We start from the raw sequence: 25060 nt of genomic DNA on the forward strand, positions 1-25060 counted from the left end.
TCAGGAGCGACCAGAGCATGCCGACACCAATTACGAAGAAAGGCTACGAGGCGTTAAAGGTAGAATTGGATCGTTTGCGCAAGGTCGAGCGGCTCAAAAACATCGAAGCCATCGCGGAAGCCAGAGCGCATGGCGATCTTAGTGAGAACGCCGAGTATGACGCCGCCAAAGAGCGCCAAGGCTTCATCGAATCGCGCATCGCTGAACTCGAAACCAAGCTGGCCGATGCCCGCGTGGTGGAGATCGCCGGACGCATCAGCGAGACGATCGTCTTCGGTGCGACGGTCTTGGTTGTTGAACAGGAGTCTCAAGCCAAGAGACAGTATACCTTGGTTGGACAAGACGAAGCCGACATGAAATTCAACAAGATCTCAGTGCAGTCCCCTGTTGGGCGAGCGCTGATTGGAAAGCGTGTTGGAGACTTCGTGGAAGTGAAGACACCTGTCAAGATGGTCGAATACGAGGTCATGGAGATCAAATTCGAGGAACTCTGACGTGCAGGATGCACGCCCCCTTATCACGCTGCTGACGGATTTTGGCGAGCGGGATTGCTTCGTGGCAAGCATGAAAGGGGTTATTCTGTCGATCAATTCTACCGCTGCCGTCGTCGATCTCTCTCATCAAATTGCCTCTCATCAGATTCAGGAAGCCGGGTACTTTCTCAAGTCTTGTTATCGCTATTTTCCAGCAGGAACTATCCATGTTGCTGTGGTCGATCCCGGAGTCGGAACCGAGCGACGGGCATTGCTCGTGTCCGCGGCCGGTTCATTTTTTGTCGGACCGGATAATGGGTTGTTCAGTGAACTCCTAGAGCAGGAGCAGGGGGCGAAGATATGGCAGATCGTGAATCAGGACTATCGTCTTGAAACGATAGGGTCGACCTTTGATGGGCGAGATGTGTTCGCGCCGGCTGCTGCATGGTTGAGCAAAGGCGTGCCACCGGCATTTTTTGGGCCGGTGGTCCAGGATCCGATTCACCGTTCCGTGGCGATCCCCGTGTGGCATGAAGAAGTGCTGATCGGCAGGATTGTCTCCGTCGATCGCTTCGGGAATCTCATCTCTAATATCACTGCGAGGCAGGTGAGGGAGTTTCGGGCAGTCGGGGGGCAATCTCTCGAGATTTATGTTGGAGCCTATGTCATCAATGATTTGGTTGGGAGTTACAGCCAGGGCAATCGAGAGAGTCCCTCTGCGCTCATCAATAGTAGTGAGAATTTGGAAATCTTTTTGCAGGAAGATAGCGCGGCGCGCTGTCTGCAAGTTGGTGTGGGAGAAGAAGTTCGTCTGTGCTAAGTCGTCTCAGCCGATCACATTGTCGATGTGATCGCACACATGGCTGGCGAAGGGGAGCGAGCAGGTAAAGGCGGGAGACACGGCGTTGAGCACGTGCATGGAGCGGTTGTCGCCTTCCAGGACGAAATCCATTTCAAGCTTTTTTTTCGTGATATCGAGGAGCTGGGCTCGAATTCCTGGACGCCCCCATGTATGGTAGTTGCGCTCGGCCACGCCTTCGGCGAGTACCGAGGCAAGTGCCACCATCTTGCCCCGCGAGTATTTGGCAACCTCCTCCATCGCTAAGCGTCGGAAATCAAATCCAGCTCCGGTCAGTAACCCGATTCCTCGACTTGCAACTTCAACAAGTTCACCGAAATTGAAGTTGCCGAACCCCTCATAATTCTCTCGCCACAACGCTGGAATGGCTGTTGGGCCGATCTTGGCTTTTCCGTCGGCCGTGATTGTGAAGTGGACACCCAGGAACGGATTCCTGAGATCTGGAACGGGATAAATATTGGTACGAATCGCACCTGCTGGTTCATCGGAATAGAGATAGAGGCCTTTAAAAGGCAGGATGCGATACTTTTCTGAGAATCCATAGTCCATCGCAATTTTGTCGGCATACAGGCCAGCGGCGTTCACGACGTAGCCGGCCTCAATGCTGTCGCGGTCGGTGTACACACTTGTGTTGTCTCGTCGTCGATAGGCTGTGTTGCACTGAATTTGAATACCCTCCCGGAGTGCATCTTCCTGCATCGCGTTGACCACTTGAAGCGGACTTACCGTCGAGGTACGTGGCGAAAAGAGGGCGCGTTGGTAGGTCTTGACTCGTGGCTCAATGGACTTGGCTTCTGCTTCCGTGAGAGGCTGGAGTTCAATGCCGTTGACTTGTCCTCGACGGAATAATTCATCCAGCGATGGCAAATCGGCCGCATCCTTCGCGACGACGAGCTTGCCGCATTTATTGAGGGGGATGTGTTTGTCCTCGCAGTAGGCGGTCAGTCGTTCGTTCCCAAGACGAGTAAACTTCGCTTTCAGGCTGTCGGGTGAGTAGTAGAATCCCGCGTGCAGGACTCCGCTATTGCGTCCACTGGCATGGGCCCCGCAAGAAGGTTCCTTTTCAATTAACAGCACGCGGGCATCTGCCTGGCGTTTGCGAAGCTCACGCGCGATGCTGAGGCCGATGACTCCACCTCCGATGACGAGAAAATCACAGGTTTGCATAATGTGTCGTGGCTCTCTTGGCGATTGGGTGACGCATCTCAGTGAGACTCAATCACTGTGCAGAGTCTCTATGGATTTCTTGATGATTTCTAGCATTTTCTTTAATTCTTCTGTTGTTGTCGAGAGGGGAGGTATGAGCACAAGTATGTTCCCGATAGGTCTTAAGATGAGTCCCTTCGATCGGGCGATGGCCGCCACGTGATGACCAGTCTTGGCGCTGAGGGGGTACGGTGTTTTGGTTGTTGTGTCTTGGACCAGCTCGATCCCAACCATGAACCCACGCTGTCGGATGTCGCCGACATGAGGAATATCAGCAATCGGCTTCAGCCATTGGGTCAACATCTTGATCTTTGCGGACAGTCGGGACAGTGTTTTTTCCTGGCGGAACACTTGGAGATTGGCCAGGGCCACGGCACAGCCCAGGGGATTTCCGGTAAAACTGTGCCCATGAAAGAAGGTCTTGAATTCGTCGTAGGTGCCTAAAAATCCTCGATAGATTTCATCGGTTGTGAGGGTCGCCGCAAGCGGCATATACCCGCCGGTGAGTCCCTTGCTGATCGCCATCAGATCCGGTGTGATCCGTTCATGCTCGCACGCGAACATCTTGCCGGTTCGCCCGAAACCCGTTGCGACTTCATCGGTGATCAAGAGGACGTTGTATTTTGTGCAAAGTTCTCGGACTCGTTTCAGATACCCGGCCGGCTGGGGAATCATACCGGCAGCCGCTTGCATCAGCGGTTCGATGATGAACCCGGCTAGTTCGCGATGACGACGTTTCAAGATTTGTTCAATTGGGTCGATGCACGCGATCTTGCAGGAGGGGTAGGCGAGTTTGAGCGGGCAGCGGTAACAATAGGGTGGCTCTGCTGCCAGCGTTGGGAACAACAGCGGTTTGAACCGAGAATGAAACAGCGCGATATTGCCGACGCTCACGGCTCCGATCGTATCCCCGTGATACGCCATCTTGAGATGGAGAAAGGTATTTTTGGGGCCGGCCTTCGGATGCCGTTGCTGCCAGTATTGGACAGCCATTTTGAGCGCGATCTCCACGGCGGTAGAACCGTTGTCCGAATAGAAGACGCGCGTGAGCCCCTTCGGTGCGATCCGGATCAAGTCGCGGGCCAGTTCAATAGCCGGTGGATTGGAGAGACCAAGGAACGTGCAGTGGGCGATGTTATCGAGTTGTTTCTTAATGGCTCGATCGAGGACAGGATGGCGATGCCCATGGACATTGACCCAAATGGATGAGGTGCCATCGAGATACCTCTTGCCCTCCGTATCAATGAGGTAGGAGCCCCGGCCACGCTCGATGATGAGCGGATCTTCCTGTTCCCATTCCTGCATCTGGGTAAACGGATGCCAGAGATAGCGGTGGTCCCAGTTCCTCAGCTGCTTCGTAGAAGGTGGTCGAGTCATGACTCCATGAATGCTCGTTCGTCAATCCTATGATCAGCCTGGACGATCTGTAATTGATTCTTGACGACTGCCGATGGACGAGGAAATGGCCTCGATGGCGGCGCGTGATTATAGGTGGAGGCGATCTCTTTGACAACCCAGGAAGCAGTTACTATAATGACCCATTTTTCACCAATGAGCTAGGATTTGCAAAGCCTTATACGCAATTTTTCCATTATTGCTCATATCGATCACGGCAAATCAACCCTCGCTGACCGGTTCCTCGAAGCTACTGGCGCAGTCACTGCTCGAGAGGCGAAAGAGCAGATCCTTGATGCCATGGACCTCGAGCGGGAACGTGGCATTACGATCAAGGCGCATGCCGTGGCGATTCGGTACAAGGCTCAGGACGGGAAGACATATGCCTTGCATTTGATCGATACGCCGGGACACGTCGATTTCACCTATGAAGTGTCGAGGAGTCTGGCTGCCTGCGAAGGGGCGCTCTTGCTGGTCGATGCCACACAGGGAGTGCAGGCGCAGACGATTGCCAATGTGAATTTGGCGATGGCCAACAACCTCACCATTATCCCGGTCATCAATAAGATTGATCTGGCGAGTTCGGATATCGAGGGCACGAAACATTCGATTTCGGAGGTGCTGCAGCTTGATGCCGCAGAGGCCTTGCCGATCAGTGCGAAAGAAGGCAAAGGAGTCCCTGAGGTATTGGAGGCCATCATTGCGAGGGTTCCTCCTCCATCTGGTGATCCCCAGGCTCCATTCAAAGCGCTTATCTTCGACTCCTGGTTCGATAATTATCAAGGTGTCATCGTCCTGGCGAGACTGGTGGATGGGTCCATCCGGCCAGGGATGAAGATCAAAGTCATGTCGAACAATCGGACGTTTGAAGTCATGGAAGTGGGACAGTTCACTCCGAAACGGACAAAGAAGACCGAGTTGTTGACCGGTGAGGTTGGATATCTCTGTGCCAACATGCGAGAGGTTGCCGATGTTAAAATCGGCGATACACTCACGGATGCGGTCGAACCTACGAGTGCGCCATTCCCTGGCTATAAAGAGGTGAAGCCGCTGGTATTCTGCGGGCTCTATCCCACCGACACCGGCCGATACGAAGATTTGCGCGACGCGTTAGTCAAACTACGATTAAACGACTCCTCGTTCGTCTATGAACCTGAGACATCGCTCGCGTTAGGATTCGGCTTTCGCTGTGGGTTTTTGGGCCTGCTGCATATGGAAATCATTCAGGAACGGCTCGAGCGTGAGTACAATCTCACGCTCCTCACGACGGCTCCGACCGTCGTCTATCGTCTCCTCACCACGAAGGGCGAGGTACTGGAGGTCAATAATCCGTCGCAGCTCCCGCCTCCCAGTAGCATTGACTCATTTGAAGAGCCGTTTATTTTGGCCTCGATCATCACGCCCGAACGATATATGGGGGCCATCCTCCAGCTCTGTCAGGAACGCCGAGGCATTCAAAAGGGCCTGAGTTTTCTCGATCCGACCAGGGTCATGATCAGTTATGAACTGCCTCTTAACGAGGTCATTCTCGATTTTTACGATAAGCTCAAGTCGCGCACACAGGGCTATGCGTCGCTTGACTATGAAGTGCTTGGCTACCGCAACTCCGATCTTGTCAGGCTCGATATTCTCTTGAACGGTGAAGCGGTCGATGCCCTGTCGTTTATCACGCATAAAGATCGTTCTGTTCAGCGTGGGCGGCAGCTTGCTGAGAAGATGAAAGAGCTGATTCCACGGCAGATGTATGAGATTGCGATTCAGGCGGCGATCGGCAGTAAGGTCGTTGCGCGTGAGACCATCGGTGCGATGAAGAAGAATGTGCTGGCAAAATGCTATGGTGGCGATATCACGAGGAAGCGCAAGTTGCTGGAAAAACAGAAGGAAGGGAAGAAGCGCATGAAAGCGGTCGGCAGTGTTGAGGTCCCGCAGGAAGCGTTCCTGGCGATCTTGAAGGTTGGAGACGAATGAGCCTCGATCAGAATCCGAGAAATGTGGATAAGTTGCCAGGTGCTCCGCGTGGGGGGGGAGATCAGGCCGCGCTCTCGGAGGCCAAACTCGCCGACAACACGGACCAATCGGGGCGAAAGTCTCTTGTCCGGGAATATGCGGAAGCGATCATTGTGGCGATGCTCCTGGCATTTGCCATCCGCGTGTTCGTCGTGCAAGCATTTAAGATTCCATCAGGATCAATGATTCCGACCTTGCAGATCGGCGATCATATTTTGGTCAGTAAGCTCTCCTATGGCCTGCAGTGGCCGACGGACTGTAAAGTGCTATGGAGTTTCCCACCGCTCAATTGCTACACGTCCGAAACGGTTGTGACGTTCGGCAAGCCGCAGCGGGGCGACATCATCGTATTTCGGTTTCCCGAGGATGAAGAGAAAGATTTCATCAAACGCATTGTCGGTCTGCCAGGGGATATTGTCCAACTGAAGAATAAGAGCGTCCTTGTAAACGGCCAGCCACTCGACGATAAAGCCTTTACGCAACGAATCGATCCCGGCGTCATTGATGGGACGATCAACCCCCGCGATAATTTTGGACCGGTGACGGTTCCGGATGGATCGTATTTCGTGATGGGCGATAATCGCGACCAAAGTCTGGACAGCCGGTTTTGGGGCTATGTGCGCGAAGAAAAGATTCGTGGGAGAGCGTTCCGTATCTATTGGTCCTGGAATGGGCAGGGAAATTGGACGGAGTGGGTCAGATGGGAACGATTCGGAAAGGCGATTCAATAACAAAACGCAGCGTCTCTTCCCTTCCGAGTGCAGACTCGAATGGGAAGAGTGATGCGTTGTCGCCCAAGGTGCTCCGAGAGTATCTTCAGCGATTTCCGCAGGCATCGATTCTCGTTGTCGGCGACCTCATTCTCGATCACTATGTGATGGGACGGGTCAGCCGGATTTCCCCAGAAGCTCCGGTTCCGGTAGTTCATGTTGAGTCGGAATCTCTGCGGCTTGGTGGGGCTGCGAATGTGTTCAACAATGTCTTGGCGCTTGGCGGAAAGGCCGATCTCTGCGGTGTGATTGGGTCGGATGAAAGCGGGCGTCTGTTGATGAAGGAGCTCGGCAACAAACGATCAAGCCGCGGGGGGGTGGTGATCGACCATGATCGCCCGACGACCAGAAAAAGTCGCGTGATCGCGCATAACCAGCAGATTGTACGGTATGACATCGAGGGACGGAGCGAACTGAAAGTCGCGCTGCGGCAGAAGATTCTCCGGTATGTGGAGTCACGGATTCGAGAGTTGTCCTGTATCGTGGTGTCGGACTATGCCAAGGGAGTCGTGTCGCCGGCACTCATGTCCGACCTCATACGACTTGCTGCGTTGAGAAAAGTTCCGGTCATTGTCGATCCGAAGGTCGAACATTTCAGCTACTACAAAGGCGTCACCGTGCTGACGCCGAATCATCTTGAAGCGGCTCAAGCCTCTGGGTTGCACGGAGACAGTGACCAGACGATCGACGAAGCCGGCGCGATGATTCGGCAGCGTCTCGGATGTCAGTCCGTCTTGATTACACGCGGTGAAAAAGGCATGAGCTTGTATGAGCGCAACGGCGCGTCGTGGCATTTGCCGACGAAGGCTCGGCAGGTCTACGACGTCACCGGTGCCGGGGATACGGTCATCGGAACCTTGGCGCTGGCCCTGTCGGCTGGAGCCAGCATCAAGACCGGAGCGGTTATGGCGAATTATGCGGCAGGAATCGTGGTGGGTATGGTCGGCACCGCGACGGTCTTGCCGAAACAGTTGTCCGAGGCGTTTGGAGATGAATAAGGGTTCACGGTCCGTCACCGTTGTGATTCCAGCTCGATATGGCTCGTCACGGTTCCCGGGCAAGCCGCTCGTCGAGCTGAATGGGAAGCCGATGATTCAACATGTCTATGAACAGGCTGTGGCCTGCCGTGCCGTTTCGAGCGTGTTAGTTGCGACCGATGATGAGCGCATCAAGCAAGCCGTCGAGGCCTTTGGTGGACGTGTGGTCCTTGTCGTCGGTGACTATAAGACCGGAACAGACCGCGTCGCGGCAGTGGCTCGCATGTTTGCGGGAGAGTACTTTTTGGACTTACAGGGCGATGAGATTCCACTGAACCCAGAGTTGTTGACTGATCTTATTGAGCCGTTTCTTGAAAGCGGCGTCGGCATAGGGACGTTGAAGCGGGTCATGGACTCTCTAGAGGATCTCCACAATTCCGCAGTGGTCAAAGTCGTGACGGACGCCAAAGGCGAGGCCCTGTACTTTTCCCGATCTCCGATCCCATTCGTCCGTGATGAGCCAGGAAGGCAGGTGATCGGAGGGCTCCACTACATCCATCTGGGCTTGTACATGTATACGAAGGAGACTTTACTGCGATTCGCGGCTCTGCCGTCCAGTCGTTTGGAGGACGCCGAAAAGCTTGAACAACTCCGTGCATTGGACCATGGGATTCGTATTCGGGTGTGGGAAACCAAACACGCCTCGTTGCGAGTTGACCGTCCTGAAGATGTGCCTGACGTCGCGGAACGCCTGCAGCAATACGAGGCGGTCAGGCGTGAGTTGCAGAACAGTGGGGTATTGTTTAAACGATGAGAAGTATATTCGAATTGGGGTGCTCTGACGTCCAACAGAGGGGACAACCATGAGCAAGTTTATTTTCGTGACTGGCGGCGTGGTCTCATCACTTGGGAAAGGGCTGGCGTCGGCTTCTATCGGAAATCTGTTGGAAAGCCGAGGCTTGAGAATCACCTTTCTAAAGTTGGATCCCTATATCAACGTCGACCCCGGCACGATGAACCCCTATCAACACGGAGAGGTCTTTGTCACGGACGACGGAGCGGAGACGGATCTTGACCTGGGACATTATGAGCGATTCACCTCGTTATCGCTGACGAAAGAGAGCAATTACACGACCGGTCGAATCTATCACTCGGTTATCACGAAAGAGCGTCGCGGGGATTATCTTGGTGGAACGGTCCAGGTCGTCCCGCATGTGACGGATGAGATCAAACAGGCGATCATGCGCATCTCCAAAGGCGTCGATGTGACGATCGTCGAGATCGGCGGCACGGTCGGCGACATTGAAAGCTTACCGTTTCTCGAGGCCATTAGGCAGATGCCGTACGACGTCGGGCGCGACAATGTGTTGTATGTCCACTTGACCCTCGTGCCCTACATCGGGGCGGCTGGTGAATTGAAAACCAAGCCGACGCAACATTCAGTCAACAAGCTTCGTGAGATCGGCATTCAGCCCCATATCCTCTTGTGCCGCACCGACCGGTATATTCCCCCGGAGCTCAAGGGCAAGATTGCCATGTTCTGTAATGTGGATAAGGATGCGGTCATCACGGCCAAAGATGTCGAGACCATCTACGAGGTTCCGATCGTCTTCAGAAAAGAGGGGTTGGACGAATTGATTGTTCGTCAGCTTCATCTGGAGACCGGCCAGCCTAATCTTCGCGAGTGGGATGCGATGATCCAGAAGATTAAGCGGCCAAAGCATGAAATTTCCGTTGCATTGGTAGGCAAGTATGTGGGGCTGAAAGAATGTTACAAGAGCCTGGGAGAAGCGCTGGTTCACGGTGGAATCGATCATGAGACCAAGGTCAACATCAATTGGATCGAGTCCGAAGACATCGAGCGGCAAGGGACGGAGCGTATCCTACGCGAGGCTGATGGCATCTTGATCCCCGGTGGATTTGGGACGAGGGGGATCGAGGGAAAAGTGACGGCCATTAGGTATGCGCGGGAACGTCAGGTCCCGTTTCTCGGTCTGTGTTTAGGGATGCAATGTGCTGCGATCGAGTTTGCGAGAAATGTAGCCGGATTGGCCGGTGCCAACAGCGCCGAGTTTGACGAGCACACCCCCCATCCGGTGATCAATCTCATGCCCGATCAGCAGGGCGTGAGCGACAAGGGTGGGACCATGCGACTGGGCTCGTATCTTTGCAAGTTGAGCGACGGGACGCTGGCGCAGAAAACGTATGGGGTGAGCGAGGTGCGTGAACGCCATCGCCATCGCTATGAATTCAACAATGCCTATCGAGAGCAGCTGATCTCGAAGGGGCTGGCCTTGAGTGGAGTGTCTCCCGATGGTCGCCTTGTCGAGATTATTGAGTTGAAGGATCACCCCTGGTTTTTAGGCACCCAGTTCCATCCTGAGTATAGTTCCCGCCCGCATCGTCCACATCCCTTGTTTAGCGGATTCGTGGGAGCGGCATTGCGCAAGAAGCTAGGGCATTAGTTGTTGGCTATGGCACAACTCGTCGAAATCGGTTCGTTCAAGGTCGGCCAGGGACAGCGTCCGTTTCTCATTGCCGGGCCTTGTGTGATCGAGAGCGAGCAGCTCGTGATGGACACGGCCGGCCAGGTTGCGGACATTGCGAAGTCACTGGGAATTCCGTACATCTTCAAGTCATCATTCGATAAGGCCAACCGAACGTCCATTACTTCATTTCGTGGTCCTGGAATCGAGAAGGGCCTGGCGGTATTGAAGAAGGTAAAGGACCAATTCGCTCTGCCTGTCTTGACTGACGTGCATACGGAGGAGCAGGCGACTGAAGCGGGGAAGGTGGTGGATGTCCTTCAGATCCCAGCTTTTCTCTGTCGGCAGACGGATTTGCTGATTGCCGCTGCAAAAACAGGAAAAGTCGTGAACGTGAAGAAGGGGCAATTTCTCTCGCCGATCGAAATGGGCAATGCAGTCAAAAAAGTCGAAGAATGTGGAAGCCGTCGGCTTCTGCTCACTGAGCGTGGGTCGTCATTCGGCTACAACAATCTTGTTGTGGATATGAGATCCTTTCCTCTTATGAGAACTTTTGGGTATCCTGTCGTCTTCGATGCGACGCACAGCGTTCAGCTGCCGGGTGGTGGTGGAACGAAATCCAGTGGCCAGCGGGAATTTGTCGAGCCGTTGGCGTGCGCCGCGGCCGGAGCGGGTGTCGATGGATTCTTCATGGAAGTCCATCCCAATCCAGACGAGGCGCTGTCTGATGGGCCCAATATGGTCCCATTACATCAACTCAAGTCCTTGCTGGAACGGGTTCTACGCATATGCGACGCGGCCAAGCCGAGAAGCTGAAACCTTCAGCGCGGCGCGGTCAATCTACGACGGTGAAGGCAGCTCATCCAGTCGCGAGGGTTGCGAAAAGGCGACGTGACACTATGACAGTGAAGCCATCTGGCCGGGATTCGAAAATTTCGAAAATAGAAGAGAGTCTGGCCGACGGTCGGCGCGTGCTTGAAATTGAAGCGCGAGCCGTCCAATCGCTTGTGGACCGGTTGGATGCCAAGTTCGCAAAGGCGGTGCAGTTGCTTGTTCAGTGTAAGGGAAAGGTCGTCGTGTCGGGCATGGGGAAGTCCGGCTTGATCGGTCAAAAAATCGCCGCGACGCTTGCCAGCACCGGTACGTCGTCGTTTTTTTTGCATCCCGCCGAGGGCGTGCATGGAGATCTGGGCATGTTGGCGCGACGTGATGCGTTGGTCGCGATTTCCAACAGCCCAGAGGGTACCAGAGAAACGGATCCCCGTAGCAAGCTACGGGGAATCACAAGTTCAAACGAATAAGTGAACAAATCAAATATAACCAACCGTGGTTGGAGTGCAATTTCAGGAAAACCAATTACGTGAATCTGGGCTCGCTGCAAAACGTAATAACCCACCAATCCTATTTTCTTGCTTGACTCCTCTTTTCACCGTTTCTTGGATTCAAAGGAGGCAAGGGGGTCGCCACTGCGCTTGGCTCTGTCCTCGGTGTTGCACCGCTGATCGGACCGTTGCTGCTGCTGGCCTGGATCGGAGCGGTGGCTCTCTGGCGCTACTCTTCCGGTGGTGCGCTCACTGCCTTTGGACTCTTTCCCGTCCTTGCTGCCTCTCTTCGACCGACGGCTCCCTTTGCGTTGTTCTCCGTGCTCGTGACCAGTCTCATTGTGATCAAGCACAAGGGAAATATTAAACGGTTGTGGAAGGGGACGGAGAGCAAGATGGGGCAAGGTCGTCCCGGTTGATCCAAGTGCTCGCAGAACCCCCACGTCTGCCTATCAGTATTCCAGTGAAGGAGAACAACGTGGTCGCTCCATGCGCGCAGTTTTGGATTCAACCGGGCCACCCTTGTGAGAAGGGAGGGTGAAGCATCATTATTCGGCAGCCATAAGAGTATAGAAGCAGATGTTATTTGCCAAACAGGGAGAGTTAACCTCGGCAATGAGCTGCTGGCCAACAACAACCAAATCGCCGCTGTTGAACGGTCGGTTCGATCGCTTCGTTGAGCGACAAGAATCCTAAGGGTTCTGGAGTTCTCGCTGCAGCTCGCGGATTCTGGCGACCACTGCGCTATCTACTTGGGCTCCACTGACAGATGTGAACACTCGCTCAACCGAACTAAGACCTGATAGATCACGGATCATCTGCAACGCGCGCTGATACTCTCGCTGGAACTCTGAGATTGCAGCCTCGCGCTCCGTTGAGTCCTGGATATCAAGAATGTCCGGCGGGTCGAGCCAGAGCGCAGTGCAATGCAGACCAACTTCCTCGATATAGAGGCTGAGTCGATCCGACAATTCTGCTATTGCGAGGCCCGCGTGCATGATTGCATCCTTGGCCTCCTTCCGTTTTGAAGGTGGTGCTTCAAGGGACGCGGAGAAGACTCTCCGAGCGTTGCCCATTGCGTGGAATAGAGCCTCAAACGCCTCGAGTCGCCTGCTGAAAATTGCCTGTGCGAAGGATTCCGCTCGGTTCCGCCGCCTGATAAATTCGTTCAACCCGACTCCGGTCAGTGCAGCGCTTGCCCCAATCAGTGGGCCGAGGAGTGAATCAAAGCTCATTGTAGCTCTCGGCCCTCGCCACCCAATTGTTGAGCATACTGACCAGCATAGTTCCGTTATTGCTGTGAATTGCCACCCTTGGACCAGCGCATCTACTGGACTGCGTGCGCGTTGTCCACCTCGATTCAACACGTTCGTGTCGATTATAGTCGTTCTAGCAAAAGAGCCGAGTCATTGTACTTTTTCTAATAGGGAATGAAAAGTACGAGTAAGAGGTATGTGGGAAAGCCGCTACTACTGTCTTGTGCCGAATGATGCCGAACTCAACGTATCGGAATGTGCTATGGAAAACAATCGGGCGACGATGCTGACTTGTGCAGAGTAGCCTAGTTAAGCAAGGAGATGCTCGCAATCTTCCCAGGTGAGGCCAAATGCGTGTACGTCGGCGACGCCGAGCTCGCCACAACCTCACGAATAGTCGGAGGATAGGCTGGGTCGAATTCGCCGTCCATCATTGCCGATTCGGCCCAGGCACCAGGTTGCCCAGCGACAATTCATGGTGCAGGTGGGTAGCAAGCTTTTCAGCAACGGTCTTACGTATGATGAGTACCATGGCCGTTAGACTTTGATGCCCTAAGTCTTACGCAGCGCGTCGTCGTTTGGCGCGCCCGCTCGAACGCGTTGTGAGACGCGATGATTTCTCCGTGAATCGGCCTGTCACGAACTTGTGTAGCACACTGGCAATGAGCGTTTGGTAAGGCACTCCTTCTTCGGCTGCACGGGTTTGGATATCCATCAAATCGGGTGAGGACAATCTCACGTTGACACTCCGGTTCTTGATGAACGTCGCCCGGGCCGCTTCTTTGAAGCGGTTGAGTTCGGCCTTTGAGGGAGCAACGGACTTAAACCGGCCTTTCTCATATTCTTTGGCAATTTGTTCTTCATACGATGGTCGACGTTTTTTCATTTACACACCGCCTTTCAGGTAGTCACGGGTCGCCTTCCTGTTCGGAATGATCGTTTTAAGGAAGTAGTGGTCGGCTTCTTCCACGAACGGAACCAAGTAGGCATAGTGCTCGATCGCGACAACAAACATTCGTTGACGAGGGTATCTGCCGAGGTTGGGATGTACCACGATATCAAGCACTCCATCGGCTTCAATGGCAAGCACGATTTCCTCGAAAGAAATATTTCGTTCAGCTTTCAGTCGTTCATTCTTTTCGTGGCTCCAACGAAACGGCTTCATGGGCCAGTTTAGCCCAATGTGTGTTTCATGTCATCACTAGCTGAGGACGCTCGATCGTCACGTCTGTGTTGAACATGATGCTATGCCTGCACTGGAAAATTAGGTTCGCGGTTCCACCATTGAATTGACTCTCCCTCACCCCATTCATATAATGCGAGTCGCTCTTAGTTCCCTCTTATCTGACAGTCACTTATGCCATCACCCACCAAGGACCGAATGGCTCAAAAACTTGCGAAAGTTCGTATTGGATTGCGCCATGCGTTTGCCGTTCGACCTGAGACTGAGTCCCTCGCCATTGAAGATGTCCAATTGCTGGAACGAATAGCCGAGATGGTCGTCAAGCGTGGTATGGCGGCTCCGGCGACGATGTTTTTGGAATCCATGGGGCCGATGAATTTTCTTGGCAGTCAGGCCCTGCATTTCATCACGCCGATCATTGATTGCGTGATGAGTGCCAAAGAAGTTGAGCAGGTCGCACGATTGCTCGAGCGCCGGGATACGGTGACTCATCTGATTGCCATCATTGAAGCCAAGTCTGCTCCACAGGGAGCAACGGCTCAATGACAGCTTCTGCCTCCAGTCCTCCTAAGATTGATCGCCCCCTCAATGTGATTGTCGCCACCGATTGTGGCAGCACCACGACGAAAGCCATTCTCATCGAAAAAGTCGGTGATGAATATCGACAGACCTATCGCGGTGAAGCGCCGACGACGGTGGAAGCACCGTTTGAGGATGTGACACGCGGTGTTCTGAATGCCATCGCGGAAATTGAAGAGCTTTCGGGCCGGAAGATTCTGGATGGGGACAAGATCATTACGCCTTGCCGGGGCGACAAGACGGGCGTCGATATTTATATCTCGACCAGCAGCGCCGGTGGTGGCTTACAGATGATGGTGACTGGCGTCGTGCAGAATATGACCGGTGAAAGCGCGCAGCGCGCCGCGCTGGGGGCCGGCGCTATCGTCATCGACGTGTTGGCGGCTAACGACGGCCGGTTGCCTCACGAAAAGATCGAGCGGATTCGTTCCATGAGACCTGACATGATTCTGATGTCAGGTGGGACTGATGGAGGGGCGGTCACCCACGTCGTGGAGATGGCGGAATATATCGCTGCGGCGGAACCACGGCCACGGTTTGGCGTGACCTACAAGTTACCGTTGATCTATGCGGGCAATAAGGAAGCCCAACCGCAAGTGAGAAAGATTTTGGAAGATAAGTCGGCGCTGGTGGTGACGGAGAACATCAGGCCGGTCCTGGAGCGAGAGAACTTGGCGCCGGCGCGGAACAAGATTCACGACCTGTTCCTTGAGCATGTGATGCAGCAGGCGCCTGGTTATAAGAAGCTTATGGAAATGGCGGGGGCGCCGATCATGCCGACTCCCGCTGCAGTCGGCCTCATCATGGAGGCGATCGCCAAACGGGAACATCTGAACCTGATCGGTGTGGATATCGGAGGAGCGACGACGGACGTGTTTTCCGTCTTCGACGGCCTATTCAACCGGACGGTCAGTGCCAATCTCGGCATGTCGTATAGCGTGTCGAATGTGCTTGCGGAGGCGGGACTGGCCAATATCATGCGTTGGGTGCCGCTCACGATCGATGAGCAGACGTTGCGCAACCGGATCAAGAACAAGATGATCCGCCCCACCACCATTCCGCAGACGCTCGATGAACTGCAGATCGAGCAGGCGATCGCACGCGAAGCCTTGCGATTAGCCCTGATCCATCACAAGTCCCTTGCGACCGGATTGAAGGGTGTGCAGCAGGAACGAACGATCTCCGACGTCTTCGAACAACAGACCTCCGGCAAGACACTGATCGATATGTTGAAGCTGGATTTGATCGTCGGAAGCGGGGGGATTCTGTCACATGCTCCGCGGCGAATCCAATCGATGTTGATGATGGTCGATGCCTATGAGCCGATGGGCTGTACGCGGTTGTCCGTCGACAGCATCTTCATGATGCCGCATCTTGGAGTGCTCTCCACGATCAATGAGAGGGCAGCGACCGACGTGTTCGTCAGAGATTGCATGGTTTACCTTGGGACCTGTGTGGCGCCGATTGGGCAGGGAAAGGACGGTGATCACTGTGCCGACTATGAAATCACCTGGCCCGATGGGAAGACCACGAAGGAGCCATTGAAGTTCGGCGAGTTGCGATTGTTTCCATTGGAGTCCGGCAAGCAGGCCACGATCAAAGTACAACCTGCCAAGGGGGTCAACATGGGGTCAGGGGCGGGTGTGGCCGTGACCAAGGAAGTTCATGGCGGTGTCGTCGGGCTCTTGCTCGATGGCCGTGGGCGACCGCTCCGACTTCCAGCTGATCAACCAGGCCGTGTCACAGCGCTGACGAAATGGTTCAATGCCGTTGGGCTCTATCCAGGACCGAGTATCGAGCGATGAGAAACGAGGCAGACCTCCGCACCAGTCTCTTTACTCAGCACTCAGTCCGCAGCATTCAGGATTCTCGTTAAATGGCCCATTCGTACACCCCTGGCTTAACAGTGACGGATCAGACGGTCATTCACCGTCGGCGCATGTTGCCGTTGCCGGGGACGGTCGTGGTCACTGTCGGCGATCTGGTCCGTTCCGATCAAGTTGTGGCGCGTGCAGAGTTGCCGGGGAAAGTGTTTCCGGTCAATCTTGCCAATCAGCTCAGCGTGGCTCCGGGTGAGATCAAAGACTATCTGATCAAAAAAGAAGGCGATGTTGTCGAAAAGGACGAAATCCTCGCTGAGAACAAACCGCTGATCAAATGGTTTAAGACGGAGATTCGTTCGCCGGTCGCGGGGACGATCGAATCGGTGTCGAGCATCACAGGACAAGTCCTCTTGCGCGAACCTCCACGAGTGCTTCAGCTGCTCGCCTATGCGAACGGCATGATCATCGAAACGATTCCGCAGCAGGGCGTCGTGGTCGAAACGACGTGTAGCCTGGTCCAGGGGATCTTCGGCATCGGTGGAGAAACGTCCGGGGAGATTGTCATGGCGGTGAAGGGGCCTGATGAAGCGTTGACGCCTGGACACTTCAATAGCGCCATGAAGGACAAAGTCGTGGTCGGGGGATCCTTCCTTTCAGCCGAGGCGATGAAGCAGGCCAAGGCGGTTGGTGTTGCCGGTTTGGTGGTCGGTGGGATTCACGATGAAGATTTGCGCGCCTTGCTAGGCTATGACCTGGGTGTGGCCATTACTGGAACAGAACAGGTGGGGTTCACGCTGATTCTAACTGAGGGGTTCGGGACGATTCCGATGGCGGCTAAGACCTTCAAGCTACTTTCCTCGCATGTCGGCCAGAAGGCCTCGATTTCCGGTGCCACCCAGATCAGGGCCGGTGTGATTCGTCCTGAGATTATTATTCCTCAGGAACACACCAGTTCGAAGGGGGCAGCTCAGTCACAACGCGAAGGCATTCGTCTCGGCGACCCGGTCCGGATCATCCGCGATCCGATGTTTGGGCGTATCGGTGAAGTATCGGCGCTTCCATCAGGGCTCACCAAGATCCCCACAGAGAGTGAGGTGCGGGTCTTAGAAGTGAAATTTGCCGATGGAAAGAAAGCCGTTATCCCGCGGACGAACATCGAGGTGATCGAAGGGGCATGAGCGACGTGAATTCTCAGGCGTTAATCGGGCAACGGAGCGTCTGTATGATTGTCTGGACACTACTGGTGTCTGGCTGGCTCTGTTCCTCTGCCTTGGCACAGACATCGATCAGTGCGCCTCAAGATATGCGGGTCTTCGATACGCCGAGTGATGGTGGAGGCAGCCTCACGGTGCAGTGGGCTCCTTCGTCATGGGATGGTCCTGATGCACGGTATCAAGTCTTGGCCGGTGATGCGGCTGTGACCGACCCGGCAGCGCTCACGATCATCGCGGAGTTCCCAGGGAACTCGAAGTACGTCAAAGATGCAAAAACCGCGTGGTGGACAAGGAACGTCGACAAAACCTGGCATCAGGTCCTGGTCAGAAGCGCGAAGGGATTCGAGGTCAAGGATGGGACATCCTATGCCGTTGCTGTGGCAGCCGTTCAAGGCGACCAGCGGGTCTTCAGCCAGGTCTTGGTGGCCAGTCCTTCGCCGGACTGGTTTAATTGGAATCAGCTCAATAATCTCATCATCGCGTTGTCGTTCGGCGGGCTCGTGTTTTACTCGATCAGCTACGCGAAGCGACACGAGATCTTCCTACGGCGGATTCCAGGTCTTGATGCAGTTGATGAAGCGATCGGACGTGCGACGGAGCTGGGTAAGCCGATCCTCTATCTGACCGGCGCGCATGATCTGCATGATCCTTCGACGATCGCCGCCGCGGTTATTTTGGGGAAAGTTGCCAAACGGGCCGCGCTGTACGAAACCGAACTGCTGGTGCCGCACCGCGAACCGATCACGATGGCAGTCTGCCAGGAAATTACCAAGCAGGCCTATTTGGAAGCGGGCAAGCCGGATCTTTTCAAGGAAGACGCCAACTTTTTCATCACGGCCGATCAGTTCAGTTACACGGCGGCAGTGGATGGGATTATGTTGCGGAAGAAGCCGGCCGCGAACTTCTTCATGGGTGCGTACTTCGCCGAATCGTTGCTGCTGACGGAGACAGGCGCAAGTACCGGTGCCATTCAGATCGCCGGCACCGACTCAGATCACCAGCTGCCGTTCTTTGTGACGACTTGCGACTACACCTTGATCGGCGAGGAGCTCTACGCTGCCAGTGCATACCTCTCCAAAGAACCGGTGCAGATCGGGACGCTCCTCGGTCAGGATATCGGGAAGGCGGTCATCCTGAGTGCCATCGGTATTGGCATCGTATTGGCGACGATGGGAGCCGTCACCGGCGCACAATGGCCCCAGTTGTTTCTCGATCTGTTAAGGGATTTAAAATGATCTTTCTCCGCCGACAGCTCCCCCTCTTGATCACCTTGGTCACCGGCCTTCTGTTTGCCGCCCAGTATTACGTCCCGCATCCCGCTTCGGAACAGATGCTCACCTCCGCGACAAAGTGGTTACAGATCGTCGGTGGGTTTGCCTTGATCTTGGGAGTGACCAGTCTGTTTCATCAGCATGCGGTGAAGATCAGACGCCAAGAAGCCGGGTGGGGCTACAGTCTCGTACTGTACGTCGGGATGCTCGGCACCATCGCGGTTGGGCTCTGGGCCAATGGCAAGGAAAGTGTCGAAGGGACCATGACGGCCTTCGGCTGGGTCTACAACTACATGATGGTGCCGCTACAAGGGACCATGTTTGCCATCCTGGCCTTCTTTATCGCATCGGCTGCCTATCGCTCGTTCAGGGCCAAGAGTCGTGAAGCGGCCGTGCTGTTAGTGGCAGCTGTGATTGTCATGATGGGACGGGTGCCGTTGGGTGAGTATTTGATTCCCCTGAGCGGCGATGTGTCCTCGTGGATTTTGAATGTGCTGAACTCATCTGTGCGTCGCGCCATTCTGATCGGAGTGAGTCTCGGGGCCGTGGCGTTGTCCTTCAAGATCATCTTTGGTGTAGAGCGGTCGTATCTCGGGGGAGGGAAGGACTAGTGCAGGCTGTGAGCGAACGATGTGGATGGCGGGTATGACCTTCTCGGAAAAAATGCTCAAGATTGATCGGCGGATCATTTTCATGATGATCGGTCTCTGCACGCTCTTGCCGCTGCTCTATCCGGTTGGCTTGCCGATCAAGACTTCATCGGAAGTGCGTGGTGTGTATGACCATATTGAATCGTTGCCGGAAGGTTCGGTGTTCCTTCTGTCGATTGATTTCGACCCGGCCTCCAAACCCGAGCTGTATCCGCAAGCGATCGCGCTGCTGCGTCATGCGTTCAAAAAGAACCTTCACGTGATCACGATGACACTGTGGGTGTCCGGAACAGGAATGGCGGATCAGTTAGTGACGCAAGTTGCCAAAGAAATGGGCAAAGAAAATGGCACGGATTACACATTTCTCGGGTGGAGTCCCGGTGGCCAAGCAGTGATCATCAACATGGGACAGGACCTCTACTCGGCCTATCCCAGTGACTATCGAGGCAAGCCCACGAAGGAGTTGCCGATTCTTGAAGGGGTGCGCAGCTTGAAGGATGTCAGCTACCTGGTGAGTTTGGGGGCAGGACGGCCGGGGGTGGAAGAGTGGTATGTCTTTGGTAAGGATAAGTATAAGTTTGAAATGGGTGGTGGGTGCACGGGCGTGATGGCTCCCGGTTTATATCCATTGCTACGGAGCGGTCAGATCAACGGCCTCATCGGGGGGCTCCGTGGCGCAGCGGAATACGAAAACCTGATCGGACAGAAAGGCAAGGCCGTGGCTGGGATGGACGCGCAGTCGGCCACGCATCTCGCCATCATTGCGCTGGTGATCATGTGCAATTTGTTCTATTTTTCTCTACGCCAGCAAAGAGGGTGAAGCACCAGTGACGACGATGCCGTTTGAAATGATCGTAGGCGCGTGGGTCGCAACCGGGTTGACCCTCCTGATCTTCTCGTTCCTCTACAAAGACAACCCGCTGTTCAAACTCGCGGAACATCTCTATGTAGGGGTGTCGGTCGGCTACGTGATCGTGAAGACCTACGATACGGTCATCGTGCATCTGGTCGTCAAGCCGATCGTTGAGAATGGTGAAATCGCCCTGCTGATTCCCGTTGCCATTGGGATGCTGATGCTGACTCGGTATGTGCCAAAGGTGGCCTGGATGTCTCGGTATGCGTTCGCCTTCATTGTGGGAATGGGCGCTGGGTTGGCGATCCCAAGAACGGTGTCATCCTTCATTCTCAAACAAGTCGAGGATACCATTCGGCCGTTGTTGTCGATGACTGGGTCGGAAGGCGTCACGTTCTCGATGAATCTGCTCAATCCGGCCAGCCACCTCAACGCGATCATCATCTTCATCGGTGTTAGCTCGGTGTTGTTCTACTTCTTTTTCTCGATCGAGCATAGCGGAGTGGGGAAAGCGGTGGCACGAACCGGTATTCTCTTCTTGATGATTTCGTTCGGCGCCGGGTTTGGCTACACGGTCATGGCACGCATGTCGCTGTTGATCGGCCGCTTGACGGACTTGATCGAATTCTCCGATACCTCCTATGGTCGTCCGACTGTTTGGCTGTCGCTACTCACGGTTGGGGCTCTCTTTCTGCTCGCTCGACGGGGTCGAGAGCAACCTCCTGATATTCATTGAGAAGGAGGGGTCGTCGAAGCGGTTGCAGCTGTAACCGTTTGTCCCCTACAATGTCCTCCGCTATGACCTCCGGTATCGCAAAAAGTCCTGCTCAATACCCTGCCTTGCGGAATCTGCAATTTTCTCCCATTAAGCAGGGAGAGGATCAGCTGATCGTGCTCTGGGATCCCAGTGGTTTGAGCAAGGAGAAGTTGGTCCTACCGCTCAATTTCTTCTTCATCGTGCAACATTTCGATGGAGAACATTCCATCCAGGACATCGGTGCGCTCTATCTGAAACGGTTTGGCGAGTTTCTGATGCCGAATAAGGTAGAGCAGCTCGTGACGGATTTGGAGCAGAAACTCTTTTTAGAGGGGGAACGGGTCGAGGCTGCCAAACAACAGGCCCGGATTGCGTATCGGCGGCAACCAATCCGGCAGGCGGCGTTTGCTGGCCGCAGTTACGAGGCGGACGGTGTCAAACTGAAGAAGCAGATCGATGGGTTCTTTACATCCGGTGAGGGGCCGGACTTTAAGCCGTCAGAGAACCAAGGCAAATTGATCAAGGGGCTGGTCGCCCCCACGTATGACCTTAAACAAGCTGGATCGGTCTACGCATGGGCTTACAAGGAGCTACAGGAAGCTCAACAGCCGGATGTCTATGTCATCATCGGGACTGCCCATGCAGGCCTGGAGAACTTCTTTGCCGTCACAGACAAGGATTTTGAGACACCATTAGGAGCGGTGCCGGCCGATCGACCGATCGTGGATCAACTGAAGGGGATGGTGCCGAAATTCTTTGACGAAGAGATGGCTCACCAAACAGAACATGCTATTGAATTTCAGCTGCCGTTTCTCCAGACCACTGTTGGTAAACCGTTCACGATCGTCCCGATTCTCTCGTCATTTTCTGCGCTCAGCCTCAATGATCCAGCTGTTCAGAGCTCTGTGGAGCAGCTTCTTAGCGCATTCCGAGAGGTGATCGCGGCGTCGGGAAAGACCGTGTGTATCATTGCGGCAGGGGAATTGGCGCATCTGGGGATGCGCTACGGCGATAGTGCGCCACCCACCGATTTCTCTTTCCATCGTTCAATGCAGCAGGACCTGGAAATGTTGAAACCGGTCGAAGAGCTCAAGCCGGCTGGATTCTCCGGGTATATTCAAAAAGAAAACGATCAACGGCGGATATCCGGCTTCTCACCGATCTATAGTCTGCTCCGATTAATCCAAGCCGAAAAAGGCCAAGTGCTCCGCTACGACCGCGGCATCACCGATCAGTACAATTCCACCGTCACCTACGCCAGCCTGGCGTTCTTCTAGCGCGGAACCAATCGAACAATTGCCGCAAGAGACTGCTGGCAGAGTCCTGCCCGATCTGGGTGACGGGTGTGACCTGGTGATCGAGACAACTTTGAGAGATGAGCGTATCTGCGAGTTTGGCCCAATGGCGTTTCTTGAGATCTCCACTCAAGGAAGACCGGTGCACTCATAGAATCTTTCGATTAGGGGAAGAGTGGGCATCGGGAACGACATGGATGGTGGTTTCTCCTGGTGGCCATGGCAACAGCTACAACCAGAGCCCACCTGTATCCAAAACATTTCTGCACAGAATCATTTTAGATACATGTCTCATTCTCACCGATTGCTAGTGTATCGCTTTGATACGATCTAATTTTGACCGAAGACCATCCTTTGTTCGCGATTCAACAATAAACCTCAATGAATCAACACCGTTGAGACCTCTTCAGGATGATGTGTGAGCGGTGGGGATTTATCTGATTCGAAGAGACTTACATTCCGCCTTAATGGAATGATTGTTGTGTGAGCCTTCATCTTTGACGAGGGTAACGTCTAAGCGTAAGTGAGGGACCCGCTACAAGTAAGGGAGTGCGATCGGCACCAACTCATGGTTGCGATGGAACCTCAAAGAATTCGGGTTATTGAAAGTCAAGATATTGGTGATGGCCTACCGCTTCTTGCGTTGCTGAAAGGAGATAGAAAAATGGACAAGCGCCCTAAAGTCTGTATCGACCGGATCTTGCCAAGAGATCTCATGCGGTTGCAGCGGACCAAACCGATGCGCGACGGCGGGAGGCGTGCCATTGCTCCCATCGGGAAGACCTGGATGAATGGCTCGACGCTCAGGGTGCGGTTTATGGGAGGCACTCCAACCGAACAGACCGTTGCCCGGCAACAGGCCGAATGGTGGTCTCAGGTGGCCAATCTTACGTTTGTATTCAACGATGCGCTGAATGCGGAAATACGGATCACCTTCGATCAGAACGATGGAGCCTGGTCCTATGTCGGCACTGATTGCCGCGGCATTCCATTGGATCAACCCACCATGAACCTCGGCTTTCTCGATGGGGGGACTGCGGGCCATGAGTTCGGGCATGCCATTGGATTGGCGCATGAACATCAAAACCCGGCGGGAGGCATCCAGTGGAACGAAGCCGTGGTGGTTCGTGAAACCGCAAAATCACCGAACTTCTGGGATGAGGCGACCACGCGCCACAACATTCTTCGCAAGTACAGCGCGAATCAGGTCAATGGGACGTCATTCGACCCGGACTCCATTATGCTGTATTTCTTTCCCGCCTCATGGACTCTCAACGGGATCGGCACCAAAGCGAATGAGGTCTTGTCCACGGTGGATAAGGCCTTCATCGCCGGTGCCAAAATGTATCCAAAGGCCGGGGGGACAACGTCGACCGCTGTCGATCTCCTCGTGAATGCCACGCGCCGCACACAGGCGTCGATTGGAAAGGTGGGTGAGGAGGACTTGTACAGGTTTACGGCTGCGGCGGACGGGCGTTATGTCATCGATACGCTGGGACCGACGGATGTGGTGATGAAACTGTTCGGGCCAAACAGCGAGACCGCCTTGATCGCAGAAGACGATGATTCTGGCCTCGACAGCAACGCCAAGATCGCAGGGGATTTCATTGCCGGGGAATATTTTGTCCAGATTCGACACTATTCTCGCGTGAGTGGAAGAGGAAAATATTCGATCAAGGTGCGAAAAGTGTGAGAGCGGCGAGGGACGGAGGCTGCGATCTGTAGAGCAGCCAGGGGGTCAGAGCGCAAAAGGGAGTTCAGTTATGCTTATTTCCGTCATCAATCATACCAACGGCAAGATTCTGGATGAGCATGTGCAGGTCGCCTTGCGGGCGATCAACCGGCAAATTCGCGAAGACTATGAACCCTATTGGCACATCGGAGGGGAGCTCCGATTGGAGGGGAAAAGCGGCAAGAAGCCGTCGAAGCAGAGTCTTGCCGACATGCGGGGCGATGCCGTGTTGTATTTATGGGACTCGATGGATGTCGACGACGCGCTCGGCTATCACGACCGCAATAATGCGGGGGTGCCCTACGGCTTTGTTTTTACCGAGCTGGCGAAACAGCTGAAGGAAGATTGGACGGTTACCTTGTCGCATGAAGCGCTGGAGTTGCTCGGAGATTCGGAGGTGAATCTGCTGGTTCAAGGCCCGCATCCAGCTGATACAAAGCGGACGGTTTTTCATTGGTATGAAATGTGTGACGCCGTGCAGGCGGAAATCTATGAGATCGACGGAGTCAACGTCTCGAATTTTGTTCTACCCTTGTACTTCACGGGTGGCGAGGAGAAAGGCGGCCGGAACGATTTCCTTGGTCGAGCCTATCAAGGTAAGACCTTGCACTCATTTGGAGTGAATCCTGGCGGATATGTCGGGTACTTCGACCCCGAAAAGGGAGACCATGACACATTTTCAATAGACGGAGACCAGGTGGCAGCGAGACGTCTGAAGTTCAAGTCCCAGGCTAAAGGCGCGCGGCGTGGGATTCGATATCAGCGATATGCCGCACAATCATCCAGGAGGCGAAGATGAAGAGACAAGGGCTTGTTCTCAAATACAGGGTTATCGTGGCAATGCTGGTTACGAATCATCACCAATAGCGTCATAGAGGGAGATCGTAATGAGGCGCAAAGGCAGTGTGCTCCAAGGAGACAACGATCCCCATTGAGAAGAAGCAAGGCTCGG

The 25060-nt window shown here is 54.4% G+C and carries 24 protein-coding genes and 1 pseudogene; 20 read left to right on the top strand and 5 right to left on the bottom strand.

The annotated features are described in order from the left end of the window. Positions 1-17: 17 nt before the first annotated feature. Positions 18-494 carry a transcription elongation factor GreA gene (gene greA, locus E8D52_16195; protein ID TKB65929.1) on the top strand — a complete coding sequence of 159 codons (477 nt, stop codon included), beginning with the start codon at positions 18-20 and terminating at the stop codon, positions 492-494. 1 nt (position 495) lies between these two features. Next, positions 496-1293 (top strand): hypothetical protein, encoded by a 798-nt coding sequence (locus E8D52_16200; GenBank protein TKB65930.1) that lies wholly within the window; start codon positions 496-498, stop codon positions 1291-1293. 6 nt (positions 1294-1299) lie between these two features. Here the strand turns inward: E8D52_16200 and lhgO are convergent, their stop codons facing one another. Both lhgO and bioA read right to left on the bottom strand, forming a co-directional pair. Then, the gene (lhgO, locus tag E8D52_16205; GenBank protein ID TKB65931.1) at positions 1300-2499 is read right to left on the bottom strand and encodes an L-2-hydroxyglutarate oxidase; all 1200 of its coding nucleotides are present in this window, start codon (positions 2497-2499) and stop codon (positions 1300-1302) included. Positions 2500-2547: 48 nt separating this feature from the next. Continuing rightward, complete coding sequence (gene bioA / locus E8D52_16210; protein TKB65932.1) at positions 2548-3915, bottom strand: adenosylmethionine--8-amino-7-oxononanoate transaminase; 1368 nt, start codon at positions 3913-3915, stop codon at positions 2548-2550. A gap of 186 nt (positions 3916-4101) precedes the next feature. Between bioA and lepA the strand changes: the two genes are divergently transcribed. The 8 genes from lepA to E8D52_16250 all read left to right on the top strand — a co-directional run bounded on the left by lepA (position 4102) and on the right by E8D52_16250 (position 11914). Beyond that, on the top strand, positions 4102-5901 hold the full coding sequence (gene lepA, locus E8D52_16215) for an elongation factor 4 (GenBank protein ID TKB65933.1): 1800 nt from the start codon (positions 4102-4104) through the stop codon (positions 5899-5901). Then, the gene (gene lepB / locus E8D52_16220) at positions 5898-6671 is read left to right on the top strand and encodes a signal peptidase I (protein ID TKB65934.1); all 774 of its coding nucleotides are present in this window, start codon (positions 5898-5900) and stop codon (positions 6669-6671) included. Before lepA ends, lepB begins: the two co-directional genes overlap by 4 nt. Beyond that, positions 6641-7708, top strand: a complete 1068-nt coding sequence (rfaE1, locus tag E8D52_16225) for a D-glycero-beta-D-manno-heptose-7-phosphate kinase (protein TKB65935.1) — start codon at positions 6641-6643, stop codon at positions 7706-7708. The genes lepB and rfaE1 overlap by 31 nt, the downstream gene beginning before the upstream one ends. Further along, complete coding sequence (gene kdsB, locus E8D52_16230) at positions 7701-8501, top strand: 3-deoxy-manno-octulosonate cytidylyltransferase (GenBank protein TKB65936.1); 801 nt, start codon at positions 7701-7703, stop codon at positions 8499-8501. The genes rfaE1 and kdsB overlap by 8 nt, the downstream gene beginning before the upstream one ends. 49 nt (positions 8502-8550) lie before the next feature. Next, positions 8551-10152: a CTP synthase gene (locus E8D52_16235; GenBank protein TKB65937.1), complete on the top strand. Its 1602-nt coding sequence runs from the start codon at positions 8551-8553 to the stop codon at positions 10150-10152. A gap of 9 nt (positions 10153-10161) precedes the next feature. After that, entirely contained in the window at positions 10162-10989 is an 828-nt protein-coding gene (locus E8D52_16240) for a 3-deoxy-8-phosphooctulonate synthase (protein ID TKB65938.1), read from the top strand. 83 nt (positions 10990-11072) lie between these two features. Further along, positions 11073-11474, top strand: coding sequence for an SIS domain-containing protein (locus E8D52_16245; GenBank protein TKB65939.1), 402 nt, complete (start codon positions 11073-11075; stop codon positions 11472-11474). Positions 11475-11710: 236 nt separating this feature from the next. Further along, the gene (locus tag E8D52_16250; GenBank protein TKB65940.1) at positions 11711-11914 is read left to right on the top strand and encodes a hypothetical protein; all 204 of its coding nucleotides are present in this window, start codon (positions 11711-11713) and stop codon (positions 11912-11914) included. Positions 11915-12187: 273 nt separating this feature from the next. Here the strand turns inward: E8D52_16250 and E8D52_16255 are convergent, their stop codons facing one another. From E8D52_16255 to E8D52_16265, 3 genes are all read right to left on the bottom strand, one after another. After that, positions 12188-12730 carry a hypothetical protein gene (locus E8D52_16255; GenBank protein TKB65941.1) on the bottom strand — a complete coding sequence of 181 codons (543 nt, stop codon included), beginning with the start codon at positions 12728-12730 and terminating at the stop codon, positions 12188-12190. Positions 12731-13310: 580 nt separating this feature from the next. After that, positions 13311-13637, bottom strand: a complete 327-nt coding sequence (locus E8D52_16260; GenBank protein ID TKB65942.1) for a hypothetical protein — start codon at positions 13635-13637, stop codon at positions 13311-13313. Beyond that, a complete protein-coding gene (locus tag E8D52_16265; protein ID TKB65943.1) occupies positions 13638-13916 on the bottom strand; it encodes a BrnT family toxin in 279 nt (92 codons plus the stop codon). It lies immediately after the preceding gene. A 192-nt stretch (positions 13917-14108) separates the two neighbouring features. Between E8D52_16265 and E8D52_16270 the strand changes: the two genes are divergently transcribed. From E8D52_16270 to E8D52_16315, 10 genes and pseudogenes are all read left to right on the top strand, one after another. Continuing rightward, a complete protein-coding gene (locus tag E8D52_16270) occupies positions 14109-14480 on the top strand; it encodes a hypothetical protein (GenBank protein TKB65944.1) in 372 nt (123 codons plus the stop codon). Continuing rightward, positions 14477-16318, top strand: a complete 1842-nt coding sequence (locus E8D52_16275; protein TKB65945.1) for a methylaspartate mutase — start codon at positions 14477-14479, stop codon at positions 16316-16318. Before E8D52_16270 ends, E8D52_16275 begins: the two co-directional genes overlap by 4 nt. A gap of 71 nt (positions 16319-16389) precedes the next feature. After that, positions 16390-17514, top strand: coding sequence for a hypothetical protein (locus E8D52_16280; protein TKB65946.1), 1125 nt, complete (start codon positions 16390-16392; stop codon positions 17512-17514). A 116-nt stretch (positions 17515-17630) separates the two neighbouring features. Beyond that, positions 17631-18785, top strand: a pseudogene (locus tag E8D52_16285) (hypothetical protein). Then, the gene (locus E8D52_16290; GenBank protein ID TKB65947.1) at positions 18782-19432 is read left to right on the top strand and encodes a hypothetical protein; all 651 of its coding nucleotides are present in this window, start codon (positions 18782-18784) and stop codon (positions 19430-19432) included. Before E8D52_16285 ends, E8D52_16290 begins: the two are co-directional and overlap by 4 nt. Positions 19433-19466: 34 nt before the next feature. Beyond that, positions 19467-20291, top strand: a complete 825-nt coding sequence (locus E8D52_16295; GenBank protein TKB65948.1) for a hypothetical protein — start codon at positions 19467-19469, stop codon at positions 20289-20291. A gap of 16 nt (positions 20292-20307) precedes the next feature. Beyond that, positions 20308-21060 (top strand): hypothetical protein, encoded by a 753-nt coding sequence (locus E8D52_16300; GenBank protein ID TKB66365.1) that lies wholly within the window; start codon positions 20308-20310, stop codon positions 21058-21060. A 50-nt stretch (positions 21061-21110) separates the two neighbouring features. Further along, positions 21111-22358 (top strand): AmmeMemoRadiSam system protein B, encoded by a 1248-nt coding sequence (amrB, locus tag E8D52_16305; protein TKB65949.1) that lies wholly within the window; start codon positions 21111-21113, stop codon positions 22356-22358. Positions 22359-23040: 682 nt separating this feature from the next. Continuing rightward, positions 23041-24069, top strand: a complete 1029-nt coding sequence (locus E8D52_16310; GenBank protein TKB65950.1) for a peptidase — start codon at positions 23041-23043, stop codon at positions 24067-24069. Positions 24070-24139: 70 nt separating this feature from the next. Then, positions 24140-24907, top strand: a complete 768-nt coding sequence (locus E8D52_16315) for a hypothetical protein (protein ID TKB65951.1) — start codon at positions 24140-24142, stop codon at positions 24905-24907. The last annotated feature ends 153 nt before the right edge of the window (positions 24908-25060 follow it).

The organism is Nitrospira sp., assembly GCA_005116745.1.
Classification (GTDB): Bacteria; Nitrospirota; Nitrospiria; order Nitrospirales; family Nitrospiraceae; genus Nitrospira_D.